The 16,033-nt window shown below is 60.2% G+C and carries 16 protein-coding genes; 8 read left to right on the forward strand and 8 right to left on the reverse strand.

The window, feature by feature from the left end; genetic code table 11:
• The first annotated feature begins 24 nt into the window (after positions 1–24).
• Genes DT23_RS06425 through DT23_RS06435 form a run of 3 tightly spaced genes read left to right on the forward strand, consistent with a single transcriptional unit; the run spans position 25 to position 2,199 of the window.
• Positions 25–723, forward strand: a complete 699-nt coding sequence (locus DT23_RS06425) for a molecular chaperone DjiA (RefSeq protein WP_038129943.1) — start codon at positions 25–27, stop codon at positions 721–723.
• A complete protein-coding gene (locus DT23_RS06430; protein ID WP_038129569.1) occupies positions 723–1,751 on the forward strand; it encodes an endonuclease/exonuclease/phosphatase family protein in 1,029 nt (342 codons plus the stop codon). The genes DT23_RS06425 and DT23_RS06430 overlap by 1 nt, the downstream gene beginning before the upstream one ends.
• Before the next feature lie 31 nt (positions 1,752–1,782).
• Positions 1,783–2,199: a hypothetical protein gene (locus DT23_RS06435; RefSeq protein WP_051697089.1), complete on the forward strand. Its 417-nt coding sequence runs from the start codon at positions 1,783–1,785 to the stop codon at positions 2,197–2,199.
• On the opposite strand, the gene DT23_RS06440 is transcribed toward DT23_RS06435, so the two are convergent.
• Genes DT23_RS06440 through DT23_RS06455 form a run of 4 tightly spaced genes read right to left on the reverse strand, consistent with a single transcriptional unit; the run spans position 2,196 to position 7,819 of the window.
• Positions 2,196–3,746, reverse strand: coding sequence for a Ppx/GppA family phosphatase (locus DT23_RS06440; RefSeq protein ID WP_038129572.1), 1,551 nt, complete (start codon positions 3,744–3,746; stop codon positions 2,196–2,198). The genes DT23_RS06435 and DT23_RS06440 overlap by 4 nt on opposite strands.
• Before the next feature lie 38 nt (positions 3,747–3,784).
• Positions 3,785–5,950 (reverse strand): RNA degradosome polyphosphate kinase, encoded by a 2,166-nt coding sequence (locus DT23_RS06445; RefSeq protein ID WP_038129575.1) that lies wholly within the window; start codon positions 5,948–5,950, stop codon positions 3,785–3,787.
• A gap of 51 nt (positions 5,951–6,001) precedes the next feature.
• Positions 6,002–6,676 carry a P-loop NTPase family protein gene (locus DT23_RS06450; protein ID WP_038129576.1) on the reverse strand — a complete coding sequence of 225 codons (675 nt, stop codon included), beginning with the start codon at positions 6,674–6,676 and terminating at the stop codon, positions 6,002–6,004.
• Positions 6,677–6,682: 6 nt separating this feature from the next.
• Complete coding sequence (locus tag DT23_RS06455; protein ID WP_051697090.1) at positions 6,683–7,819, reverse strand: AI-2E family transporter; 1,137 nt, start codon at positions 7,817–7,819, stop codon at positions 6,683–6,685.
• A 185-nt stretch (positions 7,820–8,004) separates the two neighbouring features.
• On the opposite strand from DT23_RS06455, the gene proS reads away from it, so the two are divergent.
• The 5 genes from proS (at position 8,005) to DT23_RS06480 (ending at position 12,187) form a co-directional block, all read left to right on the forward strand.
• Entirely contained in the window at positions 8,005–9,342 is a 1,338-nt protein-coding gene (gene proS, locus DT23_RS06460; protein ID WP_038129578.1) for a proline--tRNA ligase, read from the forward strand.
• Entirely contained in the window at positions 9,329–9,820 is a 492-nt protein-coding gene (locus DT23_RS06465; protein WP_038129581.1) for a hypothetical protein, read from the forward strand. Before proS ends, DT23_RS06465 begins: the two co-directional genes overlap by 14 nt.
• Before the next feature lie 68 nt (positions 9,821–9,888).
• Complete coding sequence (locus DT23_RS06470; RefSeq protein WP_038129583.1) at positions 9,889–11,181, forward strand: lipoprotein-releasing ABC transporter permease subunit; 1,293 nt, start codon at positions 9,889–9,891, stop codon at positions 11,179–11,181.
• Complete coding sequence (locus DT23_RS06475) at positions 11,174–11,854, forward strand: ABC transporter ATP-binding protein (protein ID WP_038129584.1); 681 nt, start codon at positions 11,174–11,176, stop codon at positions 11,852–11,854. The genes DT23_RS06470 and DT23_RS06475 overlap by 8 nt, the downstream gene beginning before the upstream one ends.
• Positions 11,855–12,187 carry an arsenate reductase family protein gene (locus DT23_RS06480; RefSeq protein ID WP_038129587.1) on the forward strand — a complete coding sequence of 111 codons (333 nt, stop codon included), beginning with the start codon at positions 11,855–11,857 and terminating at the stop codon, positions 12,185–12,187.
• 48 nt (positions 12,188–12,235) lie between these two features.
• Here the strand turns inward: DT23_RS06480 and DT23_RS06485 are convergent, their stop codons facing one another.
• The 4 genes from DT23_RS06485 to DT23_RS06500 form a co-directional block, all read right to left on the reverse strand.
• The gene (locus DT23_RS06485; protein WP_038129589.1) at positions 12,236–12,442 is read right to left on the reverse strand and encodes a cold-shock protein; all 207 of its coding nucleotides are present in this window, start codon (positions 12,440–12,442) and stop codon (positions 12,236–12,238) included.
• Between the two features lie 227 nt (positions 12,443–12,669).
• Positions 12,670–14,619: a threonine--tRNA ligase gene (gene thrS, locus DT23_RS06490; protein WP_038129590.1), complete on the reverse strand. Its 1,950-nt coding sequence runs from the start codon at positions 14,617–14,619 to the stop codon at positions 12,670–12,672.
• Positions 14,620–14,793: 174 nt separating this feature from the next.
• A complete protein-coding gene (phaR, locus tag DT23_RS06495) occupies positions 14,794–15,345 on the reverse strand; it encodes a polyhydroxyalkanoate synthesis repressor PhaR (protein WP_038129592.1) in 552 nt (183 codons plus the stop codon).
• Positions 15,346–15,492: 147 nt separating this feature from the next.
• Positions 15,493–15,942, reverse strand: a complete 450-nt coding sequence (locus DT23_RS06500) for a phasin family protein (RefSeq protein WP_038129595.1) — start codon at positions 15,940–15,942, stop codon at positions 15,493–15,495.
• Positions 15,943–16,033 lie beyond the last annotated feature (91 nt).

Genomic DNA, 16,033 nt, shown 5'->3' on the forward strand with positions numbered 1-16,033 from the left:
GCGCAAAGCAAACTTCGGGATATGATGGACAAGCCGCTTTCACTTTGGTCGCGCATCGCGCAAGCCTTGGCCGCCCTTGGGCGGGGCGAGGGGCTGTCGAGTGTCTTTGACAATCTGCGCGAACCGCCAGAACGCTCGGTTGCCTTTACGATTGCGGTGATTGCGCTTGGGGCGAAAATGGCCAAGGCCGACGGGCATGTGACGCGCGATGAGGTGGCCGCGTTTCGCCGTATTTTCCAGATTCCGGCGGATGAAGAGGTCAACGCGGCGCGCGTCTTTGATATGGCGCGCACCGATGTGGCGGGCTTTGACGCCTATGCGCGCAAGATCGCGCGGATGTTTGGCCCCGGCGCGGATGTGCTGAAAGATGTGCTTGAGGGGCTGTTTTTCATCGCGATGGCCGATGGCGATTATCACGAGGGCGAGGACGCATTTTTGCAGGAGGTGGCGCGTATCTTCGGGCTGGAAGAGTGCTGTTTTCGCGCGATGAAGGCTTCGTTCGTGCCCGATGCTGCGCCTGATCCGTGGTCGGTGCTTGAGGTTGCTCCCGGTACGCCATTGGCCGAGGTGCGCAAGATTTGGAGCGCCAAGGTGCGCGAGGCCCATCCCGACCGCGCGATTGCGCGCGGCCTTCCGCCCGAGGCCGTGCAACTGGCCGAAAAGCGGTTGATCGCGCTCAATGCCGCTTGGGAAGAGCTGCGCGATTCGGCGGGCCACGCCTGATGCGTCTGGCCACTTGGAATATCGAGTGGTTCACCAATCTTTTTGATCGCAACGGCCGTCTGCTTGAGGATGGGGAATGGTCGGCGCGCTATAACGTGACCCGCGCCGAGCAGATCGGCGCGATTGCGATTGTGCTGAACGCGCTGAACGCCGATGTGTTGCTGGTCGTCGAGGCCCCCGATGACAACGCACGCCATAAAACGGTTGCGATGCTGGAGTCGTTTGCCGCGAAATTCGAGTTGCGCCAACGCAAAGCCCTGATCGGGTTTTCCAACGAAACGCAGCAGGAAATCGCGTTGCTTTATGATCCTGATGTCGTGCGCGCCCAGCATGAACCCGGCGAGAGCGAGGCGTGGCCGCGCTTTGACGGGGTACTGAAAATCGACCTTGATATTGATGCGCAAATGGACACGGTGACGTTTTCCAAGCCGCCATTAGAGGTGAAGCTGGAAACATTGACCGGGCAGGTGATGCGTCTGATCGGGGTGCATATCAAATCCAAGTCGCCCCACGGTGCCACAAGTCGCGAAGCCGCGACCCGGATCGCGATTGAGAACCGGCGCAAGCAATTGGCGCAATCGGTCTGGGTTCGCGGGCGGGTCGAGGCGCATCTGGGCGCGGGCGAGAGCGTGATCGTGCTGGGCGATTTCAACGACGGGCCGGGGCTGGATGAATACGAAAAGCTGTTCGGGCGCTCGGGCGTTGAGATTGTCGCAGGCGAGGGCGGCCCCGAGGCGTGGCGCTTGCAGGACCCGCATGCCCGCCTGAGTGCGGCGCATCAGACCTCGGCGGCGCCCAGCTCGGCGCGGTTTTATCTTGGTGATGAAGAACAATATTTCTCGGCAATGCTGGATTTTGTGATGCTCTCGCCCGATCTGGCGGCGCGGGCGGCGAATTGGCGGATTTGGCATCCGTTTGATGACCCGAAAATCTATCGCGTGCCCGAATTGCGCGAGGCATTGTTGCAGGCCTCTGACCATTTCCCCGTCTCGGTCGATTTGACGTTCGACCCGGCGGAAGGGACGTGATTTTTGCTGAATGGGGGAGTAAGCTAACGAGATGAAAACTTTGTTTGCCCCCATTCTGATTGCTTGCCTCAGCGGCCTGCCTGCCCATGCCCAAACACCCGAAAGCGATGCGGATCGTGGGTTTTCGCTGATGGAAGAGGGTGCGCAACTGCTGTTTCGGGGCATTATCGAACAGATGCGTCCCGAGTTGGAAGAGATGCAAAAGGGGCTGGGTGATGCGGCCGAACAGTTGGGGCCGAAGCTGCGTCAGTTTCTGGCGCTGATTGACGATGTGAAAAACTACGACGCGCCCGAGCGTCTGCCCAATGGCGACATTTTGCTACGCCGACGTGCGGATGCGCCGCCGCCACCGCCGCTGCTGAGCGAGCCTCCCGAGACACCAGATCGCGACCGCCCCGACCTGCCGCCGGGCCACCCCGCGATCCCGCAAAACGAGATCGAGCTTTAGGAGATTTTCGCCTCGGCCTTGAGCGCATTGGCAAGCGAGCGGAACCGCGATTCGGCGACCTCGCCAAACAGCGCCTTGCCGCGTTTGGTCAATTTCAGTTCCAGCACGTTTTTCTTGGCAGAATAGGACAGCTCACCCGCATCAGCGGGGCTATGCGTGGCAAACATCGCGCCAAACCGCATCGCTTTGCCCAGCACCTCGGCCTCTTGCAGGGTCTCGGGCGAGAGCAAATCAAACAGCGGCTCCAATCGCGATCCAGAGCGCGAATTTTTATAGCGGTGCAGCAGCGCCAGACCCAAAAACACCCGCTCGGCATGTGACATCGCGGAATAGTTCGCGCGGGTGACATTTTCAAAGCAGGCCTCGGCCCGGTAATCGGGATGGGTGCGCCATGTGGTGTCGTGCAGCAGACAGGCGGCGCGCACGAGGCGGAATTTTTCCGGCGGCAGCGGGCCAAAGATCGGTTCGATAAAGGCGTGCAGTTTCTTGCCAAAACCGGGCATGCGCGACATCAGGCGTTCGGTGTGGCGACACGCCTCGACCAGCGGATCGCGGCGGCGCAACCGTTCGGGCATCTGCTCATACAGAAGGCCTTCGCGGATGCCGTAAGCCGAGACGTCGATCTCACGAGGCTGGAACTTTTCGATCAGCGCGCCCAGCACCTGACTGGCCAGCGGCACCAGATTCATCCGCGCCGCAGACGTGCCGGTTTTCGCGCGCAGCTTGTCCATGTCGGATTTGGCGATCCAGTCGATGGTGTCGCGCAAATTATCGGGGCTCATGCGATATTCGTGAAGCACCAGAAGGGGATAGCTGCGCCGCTCCATGTCGAGACGTGCAATTGCGCGCCACGATCCGCCCACCAGATAGATCCGGTCGTGATCGGTGCCGACTTGGGCGGCGAGCTCGGCTATCGTGTCTTTGATATGGGCCGCGAGCGCCTTTTTCCCGCCCTCGACCATTTGCAACCGAAAAGGACCAAGCTGCGAGGTGGCGCGCCGCCAAACCTTGCCATTCTTGATCTCGGCCAGCTCCATCGAGTTGCCGCCGATATCGCACACCAGCCCCTCGGCTTCGGGCCAGCCCAGCAGCACGCCTTGCGCCGACAGCCGTGCCTCTTCGACACCGTCGATGACATGCAGTTTCAACCCGGTTTCGCGCTCGATTTCTGCACGATATTCGGGGCCATCCTCGGCGTCGCGCATCGCGGCGGTGGCAACACAGGTCAGCGGGCCGATCGCCATCCCCTCGGCCAGCGCGGCAAAGCGTTTAAGCGCCGCCATGCCCCGCACACGCCCCTCGGCGTTCAACTTGCCCGTCTCGGCCAAGCCCTGGCCCAGCCCCGCCATCACCTTTTCATTGAAAAAATAGGCCGGGCTGCGCGCAGCCCCGTCAAACACCACCATACGGATCGAGTTCGAGCCAATATCGACCACGCCGACACGGCTGAGCGCGCGCACCGACGGGTCATCGAAAAGCGGCTGGCCGAAGGGGTCCCAATCATCAGAGTCATCCGTGATCGGCTGCGCGCTGTTTTTCGGTGTCATCGGCCCGTCCGGTTGAGTCGTGTTGCCCCACGCTAGGGCTAGTCGAAGCTATGGGCAAGTTTAGGAACGTCGCTTGCCCCTGCGGAACCCCGTCCCGAAAGCGAGGGGAACTCCATGAAAAAGCGGTGACAGGAAAACAGGTTGTCACGATTTTCGGGCAAATGGCGGATGAATTTGCCATCGGGCTGCAAGATCCAGCTTTGCGCCTCATCGGCCATATTCGCGGCCATGATCTGGCTGACGATTTGGGCTTTGACGGTGGGATTTTTCGCCTCGACCAGCGTTTCGACGCGCCGGTTCAGGTTGCGCCCCATCCAGTCGGCTGAAGAAAAGAACACCCGCGCCTGATCTGACGGTAAGCCGTGACCATTGCCAAAACACACGATGCGGGAATGTTCCAAGAACCGCCCGACGATGGATTTCACCCGGATATTTTCCGACAATCCCTTGATGCCGGGGCGGATGCCGCAAATGCCACGCACCACGAGCGAGATTTTGACCCCCGCCTGCGAGGCGGCATAGAGCGCGTCAATCACCTCGGAATCGATCACCGAATTCATTTTCGCCCAGATCGAGGCCGGTTTGCCTGCCTTGGCAAACGCGCTTTCGCGCGCGATCATATCCAGCAGGCGCGGCTTTAGCGAAATCGGCGAAATCGCAAGGTTTTCAAGCCCCTCGGGCTGCACATAGCCCGACAGGTAGTTGAACACTTTGGTCGCATCGCGCCCCAGCGCCGCATCGCAGGTGAAAAAGCTGAGATCTGTGTAAATTTTGGCGGTGATCGGGTGGTAATTGCCGGTGCCATAATGGGTGTAGGTCACCAGCTGATCGCCCTCGCGGCGCACTACGGTGCTGATTTTGGCGTGGGTTTTGTAGTTCATGAACCCGTAAACGACATGCGCGCCCGAGCGTTCCAAGCGGCGCGACTGGCGGATATTGGCGGCCTCGTCAAAACGCGCTTTCAACTCGACCAGCGCGGTGACGGATTTGCCGGCCTCGGCCGCCTCACACAGTGAGGACACGATCGGGCTGTCTTTCGAGGTGCGATACAGCGTCTGCTTGATCGCCAGGACGTTGGGATCATTGGCCGCCTGATCGAGAAAGCGCACCACCAGATCAAAGGTCTCATAGGGGTGATGCAGCAAAATATCCTTTTGCTTGATCGCGGCGAACATGTCGCCCTCGTGATCTTGAACGCGTTCGGGCACGCGCGGGGTGAAGGGCGGCCACAGCAGATCGGGGCGCTCGCTGAGCACCAGTTCCTTGACGTCCGCGATGCCCACAAGGCCCTTTTCGGCGACCACCTCTTCGGGATCGACATGCAATTCCTGCATGACCAAGTCTTGCAGATCCTTGGGCGCACCTGCCGAGACCGACATGCGAATGACCTGACCGCGACGGCGGCGTTTCAGCGCGGTTTCAAACTCGCGCACCAGATCTTCGGCCTCGTCCTCGACCTCGAGATCACTGTCGCGCAGCACGCGGAAACTGCACGAGCCGACATCGCGATAGCCCGGAAACAGCGATCTAAGGTGGATCATCAGCAATTGTTCGAGCGGCAGGAACCGCGCCTCGCCGGGCAGGCGCACAAAGCGGTCAATCTGCTGGGGGATCGGCAAAAGTGCCTGAAGGCGGCGTTTATCCGAGTCGCGTTCCAGTTCCAGCGCAAGGCAGAACCCGGCATTGGGGATGAACGGAAAGGGGTGCGCGGGGTCGATCGCCAGCGGCGAGAGCACCGGAAACACCTTGTTCAGGAAATGCTCGGACAGATAAGCGAGATCGACCTTGCTCAGACGCGAGCGCGACACCACGGTGATGCCTTCGCGCTCCATCTCGCGTTTGAGCGCCGACCATGTGGTTTGCTGCGTATCCATCAGCTTGCGCGCATCGGCATTGATCCGTGCAAGCTGCTCGGCGGGGGTCAGCCCATCGTCGGACACGGTCGCATTGCCCTCGCGCACCAGTTCCATCAGGCCCGCCACGCGCACCGAGTAAAACTCGTCAAGGTTGGTGGCCGAGATCGACAAGAACCGCACCCGTTCCAGAAGCGGCACACGGGTGTTGCGCGCCTCATCGAGCACGCGCCAGTTAAAGGCCAGCCAGCTTAGCTCGCGGTTAAAGAACCGCCCCGGCCCCGAGATATCCTCGGCGGGCAGGGTGACGGGCGTGGGGAACGGGGTTTTGAGAAAATCTGCCTGGGTCATATCCGCGCTTATCGTTAAGGTTTGTAAAGGCGCTGTGACAGTTTGCGCAGCTTAGTCCAGACTGTCCAGCACCTGCGCCGCCAAGGGGCGTGTAATTGCGCGTTTTTCGGCCAAAGCGCGGGCATCCAGCGCAATCACCAAGCGCCGCGCGGTCGAAAGCGAGCGATCCATCCGTGTCACCAGCCAGTCAATCAGTGCGGGCGCCACGGCCAGTTGATGATCGGCAAACAGTTTGACCAGCACGGCCGCCAAAAGCGCATCATCGGGGGGCGTGATGCGCACGCTCGCGCTGGCCTCCATCCGGCTGATCAGATCGGGCAGGCGCAACCCCCAATCACGCGGCGGGGTGCGCGCGGTGATCAGCAGCTTACCACCCTCGGCTTGCATCAGATTGTGCAGATGAAACAGCGCCTCTTCGCGCGTGGGATCGGCGTTCATCCGGTCCGCACCCTCAACCACTGCCGCCCCTTGGGCCACAAGGCGGGGGGCGTCGGCATCGGTTAGATCGGCGGCGCGGATGGTTTGTGCGCCCTGCTCTTGCGCCCAGATCGTGGCCAGATGCGATTTGCCCGCCCCCGCCGGGCCGATCAGGATCATCCGTCCATTGGGCCAGCTTGCGACCGCATCCAACGTGCTTAGCGCCAGCGCATTGGCGGGGGCGACAAAGAAATCTTCTCGCCCCTGCGCAGACCGGATCGGCAGGGGGAAGATCAACTGCTCGGCCATGGTGTCTTAGCTTTCGTTCTCTTTCGCAACGACGCCTGTAACAGCGCCGGTTTCTTCGTTGATGAATCCCGTCGGGGTATCGGGCGGTTCGCTCTCGACCACGCCACGATACAGCGCCCCATGCAGGTATTGATCAATCAGGAACCTTGCAACCACTCCGATCACGGCCGCCACCGGAACCGCGACTAACATGCCCAGAAAGCCAAACAGCGTGCCAAAGGCCGACAGGGCAAACAGCAGCCATAGCGGATGCAGCCCGACCGAGTCGCCCACCAGTTTCGGGGTGACGATATTGCCCTCCAAGAATTGCCCGGCGGCGAAGATCGCGGCCACGATCCCAATCTGCATCCAGTCACCCCAAAACTGGAACAACGCCAAGCCGATCGCCAGCGTGCCCCCGATAATCGCGCCGATATAGGGGATGAAGGTCAGCGCGCCGGCGATCGAGCCAACCAACAGCCCGAAATCAAGCCCTGCGAGCATGAGCGCAATGGCATAAAACGTTCCCAAAATCAGGCAAACGGTGACCTGACCGCGCACAAAGCCTGATAATACGCGGTCTATATCTTTTGCAATCTGGCGGATCGTGGGGGCGTGGTCACGTGGCAACCAGCCGTCGATCTTGGCCACCATCCGGTCCCAGTCCATCAGCATGTAAAACGCGACAACCGGCACCACGACGATAACGACTGCAAGGTTCACAACCGTCATCGCCGAACTCAGCAAAGTGCTCGCGAGTTCTCCGCCACGCGATTTGATCGCATCGCCGATTGAGGAAAGCGTGTCATTCACAACCGAGTTTTGCACCAGTTCGGGGAAGCGCTCGGTTAAAAAGGTCTGGAACGAGTTCAAGAGATCAGGGGCCAGCGCAACCAATTGCCCCAACTGACGCACCAGCGTGGGCACAATGGCCAGCGAGAGCACCACAAAGAGCAACACCGCGAGCAGCGCGATCACGATTGTCGACATGACTCGGCTTAACCCCAGCTTTTCCAGCCGGTCCGCAAATGGATCAAGGAAATACGCAATCGCGCCCCCCATGATGAAGGGCAAAATCACATCCCCGAGCCACCACAGCGCAGCGACCAACACGAGCGCAGCAAGGGTCCAATAGGTCATTTGGTGTCGAACGGGCAGGGCCATTCAGGCTCCTTTCAGGAAAGGTTGTCTTAACGTGGCGGATAATCGGGGGAAATCAAGCGCGCATGACCCGATATCGTGGCGCGCACGCGAAAACTTGGCCGATCCGTGTTGAAGCGCCATCTTGCCCACGGCCCCTAATTCCTCTAGGCCATCTGGCAACCGCTCAACCGCCTGAAGGAGCGCAAATGCGCCTGTCCCGCTATTTTCTTCCCGTTCTCAAGGAAACCCCCGCCGACGCGCAAATCGCCAGCCACCGGCTGATGCTGCGCGCGGGGATGATCAAGCAGCAGCAAGCCGGGATCTATTCCTGGCTGCCGATGGGGTTCAAAGTGCTGCGGCGCATCGAGCAGATCGTGCATGAGGAACAGGTGCGCGCCGGTCACATCCCGCTATTGATGCCCACGCTGCAACCCGCTGATCTGTGGAAAGAATCGGGGCGCTATGACGCCTATGGCCCCGAGATGCTGCGCATCAAGGACCGTCACGGCCGCGATATGCTCTATGGCCCGACGAACGAGGAAATGATCACCGATATTTTCCGCAGCCATGTGGAAAGCTACAAATCGCTGCCCCTCACGCTGTATCATATCCAGTGGAAATTCCGCGACGAGGTGCGGCCCCGCTTTGGCGTGATGCGCGGGCGCGAATTCCTGATGAAAGACGGCTATAATTTCGATCTCACCAAAGAGGATGCGCTGCACGCCTATAACCGCCACATGGTCAGCTATCTGCGCACTTATGAACGTATGGGCCTGACCGCGATCCCGATGCGCGCGGATAGTGGCCCGATTGGCGGCGATGATACGCATGAGTTCCTCGTGCTGGCCGATACCGGCGAATCCGAGGTGTTTTATGACGCGCAAGTGCCCGCACTAAAGCTGGGTGACCGCCGCGTCGATTATGACAATCGCGATGAGGTCGCTGGCATCTGCGAAGAGTTCACGACCCTTTACGCGCGCACCGATGAGACCCACGACGAGACCCTGTTCAACGCCATCCCCGAGGAGCGCCGTTGCGTCGGTCGCGGGATCGAAGTCGGGCAGATCTTTTACTTCGGCACGAAATACTCCGAGGCAATGGGCGCCACCGTGAACACCCCCGATCAGGGCAAAGTTCCGGTGCATATGGGCAGCCACGGCATCGGCGTCAGCCGCCTTGTGGGCGCGTTGATCGAGGCCAATCACGACGACAAGGGCATCATCTGGCCCGAAGGCGTGACGCCGTTCCATGTGGGCATCGTGAACCTCAAACAGGGCGATACGTCGTGTGACAGCGCGTGCGAAGCGCTCTATCGCGCCTTCACCGAGGCCGGTCTTGAGCCGCTTTATGACGATCGTGAGGAACGCGCCGGCGCGAAATTCGCAACGATGGACCTGATCGGTCTGCCGTGGCGCATCACCGTTGGCCCGCGCGGCGTTGCGGCGGGCAAGGTCGAACTGACCTCGCGCCGCTCTGGTGAAAGCGAAGAAATGTCGTCTCAGGAGGCGATTGAAAAAGTCGCGGCGATCTATGCGGCGCTTTGATCTGATCCTCGCGGCGGGCTTGATGCTGGCCGCCCCGATGGCGCAGGCCGAGGGGCTGGTGGCGTGGTCGGACGACACACTTGGAATTGCCGCGCAGGTGCCCCAGGACTGGCCCTCGGCGCAGATGTATGGCGGTGGGTATTTGTTCACTGCGCCCGGATTTGATGCCCATGTCGCCCCCCATGTCGCGCTGCGCGCCTATCCTGATGAAGGCTCGGATCTCGGCGCGGCCCATGATCAGATGCTGCGCTCGCTGTTGTTGGATGGCGATCAGATCAGCACCGATCACCAAGATGCAAACGGGTTTGAGATCGCTTCGACGACAGGTTTGGGCAAACACGAGCTGCGCAAGACCGTGCGGCTCAATTGCAAGGGCGGGCCTGTTCTGGCCGAGCTGCGCATCGATTATATGCAAGCTCAAGCTGGCGAAATGGCGCCGCTTTTGGCGGATGTGCCGGCGAGTTTGGGCTGTAAGTGAACCCGCGCCACCCTTGACCTTTGCCCCCTCGCAAGCCAGCTTGCGCCGAATTTGAGTGGATGGAGCCTATGGCCGCACGCACCGCCCCGTTTTCCCGTTTCGAGTTCATGATTGCTTGGCGCTACTTGCGCGCACGCCGCGCCGAGGGGGGCGTGTCGGTGATGACATGGATTTCCCTGATCGGCATTACGCTGGGGGTGGCGGCGCTGATCGCGACGCTTGCTGTGCGCGCCGGGTTTCGCGCAGAATTTGTCAGCACGATTGTCGGGTCAAACCCGCAGATCACCGTCTATTCCGCGCCGACCGAAGTGGTTGAAGGATCCGGCGTTTATTCCAAACTGATCCGCGATTACGAGGCGCGCACCAAGCGTATCAAGGCGATCCCCGGTGTGGTCACGGCCGCCCCTGCCGTGCGCGGTCAGGCGATGGTGAGTTTCGCAGATCGCTCGAATGTCGCGGATGTCTACGGGCTGGCGCTGTCGGATCTGAAAAACATCCCGCGCATCGCTCATTCCGACGAGGCGCAGGGCAATATCGACAATTTCGATCAGGGCATCGCGATGGGCATCGGGATGGCGCGTGATCTGGGGGTGACGGTCGGCGATACGGTCAAGCTGATCTCGCCCAACGGCGCGAAAACGCCCTTTGGCACCAGCCCGCGCGTGAATGCCTACAAGGTGGAATATATTTTCTCAGCCGGACGCTATGATATTGATCAGACACGGCTTTATATGCCCTTCGCCGAGGCGCAGAGCTTTTTCAACCGCGAAGGCGGGGCCGATGAGATCGACGTCGATGTCACCGATCCCGAGCGCGTCGGTGAGTGGGCCACCGCGATCAGCGATGCCAGCGGGAAGGGCACGCTGCTGTGGACGTGGAAAGATGCCTCGGGCAGTTTCCTGCGCGCGCTGGGCATTGAGGACAACGTGATGTTCATCATCCTGTCGATCCTCGTGCTGATCGCCTCGATGAACATCACCTCGGGGCTGATCATGCTGGTCAAGAACAAGGGCCGCGATATCGGGATTTTGCGCACCATGGGGCTGAGCCAAGGCTCGATCCTGCGGATTTTCTTCATCTGCGGCGCGTTTATCGGGGTGATCGGCACGGCGGCAGGGCTGACGATCGGGGTGCTGTTTGCGGCCAATATCGATCATGTAATGGGTTTCGTGAACTGGCTTAATGGCGGTGATGCGTGGGATCCCTCGATCCGTGGGATCTATCATCTACCCGCGAAATTGCAGCCTTGGGATGTGGTCAAGGCGGTGTCGCTGTCGCTCTCGCTGTCCTTCGTCGTGACGATTTTCCCCGCGCGCAGGGCTGCGCGTATGAACCCGGTGGAGGCGCTGCGCTATGAGTGATGTGCTGGTTCTGGAAAAGTTGGAAAAGTGCTATAATCGCGGCAAGCCGAACGAGATTACGGTGCTCAAAGGTGTGAATTTGACAATCCCGAAGGGGCAGGTCACGGCACTGGTCGCGCCCTCGGGGGCGGGGAAATCGACGCTTTTGCACATTGCGGGCTTGCTCGATACGCCCGATAGCGGGCGCGTGGTGCTAGAAGGCGAAGACCTAAGCCGCGCGCGCGATGCCAAGCGCACGGCGGCGCGGCGTGAGAAGCTGGGCTTTGTTTATCAGTTCCACCACCTGCTGCCGGAGTTCTCGGCGACTGAGAACATCGTGTTGCCCCAGCTTGCCAATGGCGTTTCGCGCGGTGATGCGCAGGCACGCGCCGCCGATCTGCTGGGGCGCGTCGGGCTGACCTCGCGCGCCGATCACCGCCCCTCGGCGCTGTCGGGCGGAGAGCAGCAGCGGGTTGCCTTTTGTCGCGCGCTCGCCAATGGGCCAAGCCTGTTGCTGGCCGACGAACCCACGGGCAACCTTGATCCGGCGACCTCGGACACGGTGTTTGACGTGTTGATGGATCTGGTGCGCGAAACCGGGCTTTCGGCGCTGATTGCAACGCATAACATGGCGCTGGCGGCCGAGATGGATCGGGTCTTGCGGCTGGATGGCGGCGCGCTGACGGAGGGTTAGATGATTATTTACGGAATTTCGACCTGCGACACGGTGCGCAAGTCGCGCAAGGCGCTGGAGGCGGCAGGGCTTGCGCCCGCGTTTCGCGATGTGCGCGCCGAGCCGCTGAACGCCCCCGAGATCGCCGAGTTCGAAGCGGCTTTCGGCGACAAGATCGTCAACCGCGCCTCGACCACGTGGCGCGGCCTGTCCGATGCGGAACGTGCCGCCCCCGTCGCCGATCTGCTGGGCGCGTATCCCGCGCTGATGAAGCGTCCTGTGATCCGCGAGGGGGACAAGCTGACGCTCGGCTGGACGCCCGCCGTGCAGGCGCAATGGTTGTCGCGCACATGAAAACGGCCCGCGCGTAAGGCACGGGCCGTAGATCAGGCTGTCTGAAAATCAGAGCAGTTTCAGATCAGAGGCCGAATCGCGGCCATCACGACCCGACTGCAGTTCGAACTCTACTTTTTGGTTGTCATCGAGGCCTTGCAGGCCAGCCCGCTCGACCGCCGAGATGTGCACGAACACATCTTTGCCGCCGTTATCGGGCGCGATGAAGCCGTAGCCTTTGGTGGAATTGAACCATTTCACGGTGCCAGTGGCCATTACCGTACTCTCCTTCAATCTTCCCCGAATGCGGAATTGCATCGGGACCGTGCAGCCAGTGTCTTTCGGGTCTCCAGCTGCCTTATCGAGAAGAGAGCGGTAGAAAGTCTGCGAAACACGCAAGACTAATTTTGGTTCAGATACGTAAAAATGCAATGACATTTCGTGAGGGGGCTAACCCCCTCACAGGTCTGTGAAAATCCCGTTAGTATCTGATGTCGTGGCAATTATCCGCGCAAGTCGGGCGGCGTCGATTCGGCTTTCAGCTCGGCCACGATGTCATCAAGCGCGGCCATGCGGGTGCGCGTATCGCCAAGCTGCCGCACCGAGACCGAGCGCTCTTCGACCTCTTTCATGCCGATGGCAAAGATATAGGGGACCTTGCCATGGCTGTGTTCGCGCACCTTGTAATTGATCTTTTCGTTGCGCGTATCGGCCTCGGCGCGGATGCCCGCGGCGATCAGCTTTTCGGTGACCTCGCGCACATAATCATCGGCGTCCGAGACAATTGCGGCTACCACAACCTGACGCGGGGCAAGCCAAAGCGGCAGTTTGCCCGCGTGGGATTCGATCAAGATGCCGATGAAGCGCTCGAAGCTGCCAAGAACCGCGCGGTGCAGCATGATCGGGCGGTGGCGTTCGCCATCCGAGCCGACATAATCGGCATCCAGCCGCTCGGGCAGGTTCGGGTCCACCTGAAGCGTGCCGCATTGCCAATCGCGCCCGATGGCATCGGTGAGGACGAATTCCAGCTTGGGCCCGTAAAACGCGCCTTCGCCTTCCTGAACCTCGAACTCGTAGCCCGCTTTGCGGCAGGCATTGCCAAGGCTTTCTTCGGCGTAGTCCCAGCTTTCCTCGGACCCGATGCGCTTTTCAGGGCGGGTCGAGAGTTTGACCTTCCAGTTATCAAATCCCAAATCGGCATAGATTCCGGCGAGAAATTCGATGAATTTCTTGGTCTCGGGTTCGATCTGCTCTTGGGTGCAGAAAATATGCGCGTCATCCTGGGTAAAACCGCGCACCCGCATGATGCCATGCAGCGCGCCCGAGGGTTCATAGCGGTTGCACGAGCCAAACTCGGCCATGCGCAGCGGCAGATCGCGATAGCTTTTGGTGCCGACGTTGAAAATCTGCACATGGCCGGGGCAGTTCATCGGCTTGAGCGCATTGACGGTTTTTTCGCGCGCGTGATCCTCGTCCACTTCGACGATGAACATGTTTTCCTGATAGTTTTCCCAATGCCCCGAGGCTTCCCAAAGTTTGCGGTTCACCACTTGCGGGGTGTTGACCTCGACATAGCCATCGGCGCGCTGTTTGCGCCGCATGTAGTCTTGCAGGTTGGTGTAGATCGACCAGCCGTTGGGATGCCAAAAGATCTGCCCCGGAGCCTCTTCCTGCATGTGAAACAGGTTCATCTCGCGGCCCAGCTTGCGGTGATCGCGTTTGGCGGCCTCTTCGAGCATGGTCATATGCGCGGTGAGGTCTTTCTTGGACTTGAACGCCACGCCATAGATGCGCTGCAGCATCGGGCGGGTGTTATCGCCCAGCCAATACGCGCCCGCGACATGGGTCAGCTTGAACGCATCCGCAGGGACTTGACCCGTGTGTTGCAGGTGCGGGCCGCGGCACAGATCCTGCCAATTGCCATGCCAATACATCCGAATATCTTCGCCCACCGGGATGCGGTTGATCAGCTCGACCTTATAGGGCTCGTCGGTGGCAAGGTAATGATCAATCGCGTGTTTGCGGCTCCAGGTCTCGGTTTTCACCGGATCGCGGGCATTGATGATTTCGCGCATCTTCTTTTCGATCGCGCCAAGGTCTTCGGGGGTGAAAGGTTCCTCGCGGTCGAAATCGTAAAACCAGCCGTAATCGCGCACTGGACCGATCGTGACCTTCACGCCGGGGTAAAGCTCTTGCACGGCGCGCGCCATGATATGGGCCAGATCGTGGCGGATCAGTTCCAGCGCTGGGCCGTCATCGGCCATCGTGTTGATTGCGATTTTCGCGTCTTCGGTGATGGGCCACTGCAAATCCCAATGCGTGTCATTCACCTGCGCCGAGATTGCCTTTTTGGCCAGCGAGTTCGCAATTGAGGCGGCCACTTCAGCGGGCGTGACGCCGCTATCATAGGAGCGTTGCGAGCCATCGGGGAAGGTGAGGGAGATCTGGGACATGTCTGTCCTCCTCGTCGGTTTGGCGCCCACGGAGCGCCCGGTTGCGGGACTATATTCGGCGCGGTTTTGCGCGTTTGTTGTTTCGCGCATCTAGGGCAGGGGTGTCAAGCGCAGCGCATGCAAAACGCGCCCGAAACGGGCGCGCTGCGTCAATTCGACCAATCGAGCGGCGGGTTACATCTTGTTGAGTTTACTCTGCAGCTCGGCCAGTTGCTTTTTGATCGCGTCCAACTCGCCACGCTCATCGCCAGCGTCTTCGGGCGCGGGGCCGGATGATCCCGCCGTGCCCCAGCCCGCCATCATGTTTTTCAAGAAGGCTTTTTGCTGGGCTTGCAGCGCCTCAATACCAGGCATCGAGCCCATCGGGCCGGGAATTTTCGTCATGTTTTCGAGCAGGTGCGAATGACCCTCGCGCAGCATCTCGAAACTTGCGGCAAGGAATTGCGGCACCACCGATTGCGCCGCCCCGGTATAGGAACGCACCAGATCGGTCAGCACGTCGACGGGCAGCACGGACTCGCCGCGGCTTTCATGTTCGGCCACGATTTGCAGCAGATATTGACGCGTCAGATCGTCGCCCGATTTCAGGTCAATGATCTGCACTTCGCGCCCATCGCGAATGAATTTGGCAATGTCTTCAAGCGTGACGTAGTCGCTGGTCTCGGTGTTGTAGAGCCGGCGGCTTGCATAGCGCTTGATCAGCAGGGGCTTGGCATCGTCAGCCATGAAATCCTCCGGAAGAAATATTATTGCGTTGCAGCGATAGTGAGACGCTGCAGGCGCAAAAGCAACCAAAGAAAAAAGGCGAGCCCGAAGGCTCGCCTTTAGTTCCGTTCCCGGCAGGGAGGAGGACGCTGGGAGACGGAAGTAGTTTTACTTCGCAGCGCTGGTCGCTTTTTTGGCAGCAGCGCCCATGTCGGCGGTTGCTTTTTTGACCGAAGCCGAAGCTTCTTCGGAGATGTCTTTGCCAGCAGCCATCATCAGCTCGACGGTTTCCATCTGCACTTTTTTCGCGATTTCAGCGAAAGCAGCCATGTTTTCCGACGCCATTTCAGCAGCAGCCGAAGCAAAGTCGCTGGCAGCTTTGGCGTAGTCAGCGGGCTCTTCTTTGGTCGTGGTCAGATCGCCGACTTTTGCGATGGTGTCTTTGGTCCATTTGGTCGACAGCTCGGCCGATTTCTCAGCAGCGTCCAATGCCACTTTCGACATTTTCTCGCCCAGAGCGGCTTGCGACTTGAACGCGCCTTGGAATTTCGAGGTGTCCATCGGGAAGTTAGCCATCATGTCTTGCATAACTTTGGTGTAGTCTTGGGTCTTAGCCATTTGTCGTGCTCCATCACAGGGGGTCCGCAGGATTACATCATCGCCAGACCCGTTTTCGTTATGTGATGAACATACATGCTGCGGCGCAGCA

The organism is Thioclava indica, assembly GCF_000714545.1.
GTDB classification, from domain to species: domain Bacteria; phylum Pseudomonadota; class Alphaproteobacteria; order Rhodobacterales; family Rhodobacteraceae; genus Thioclava; species Thioclava indica.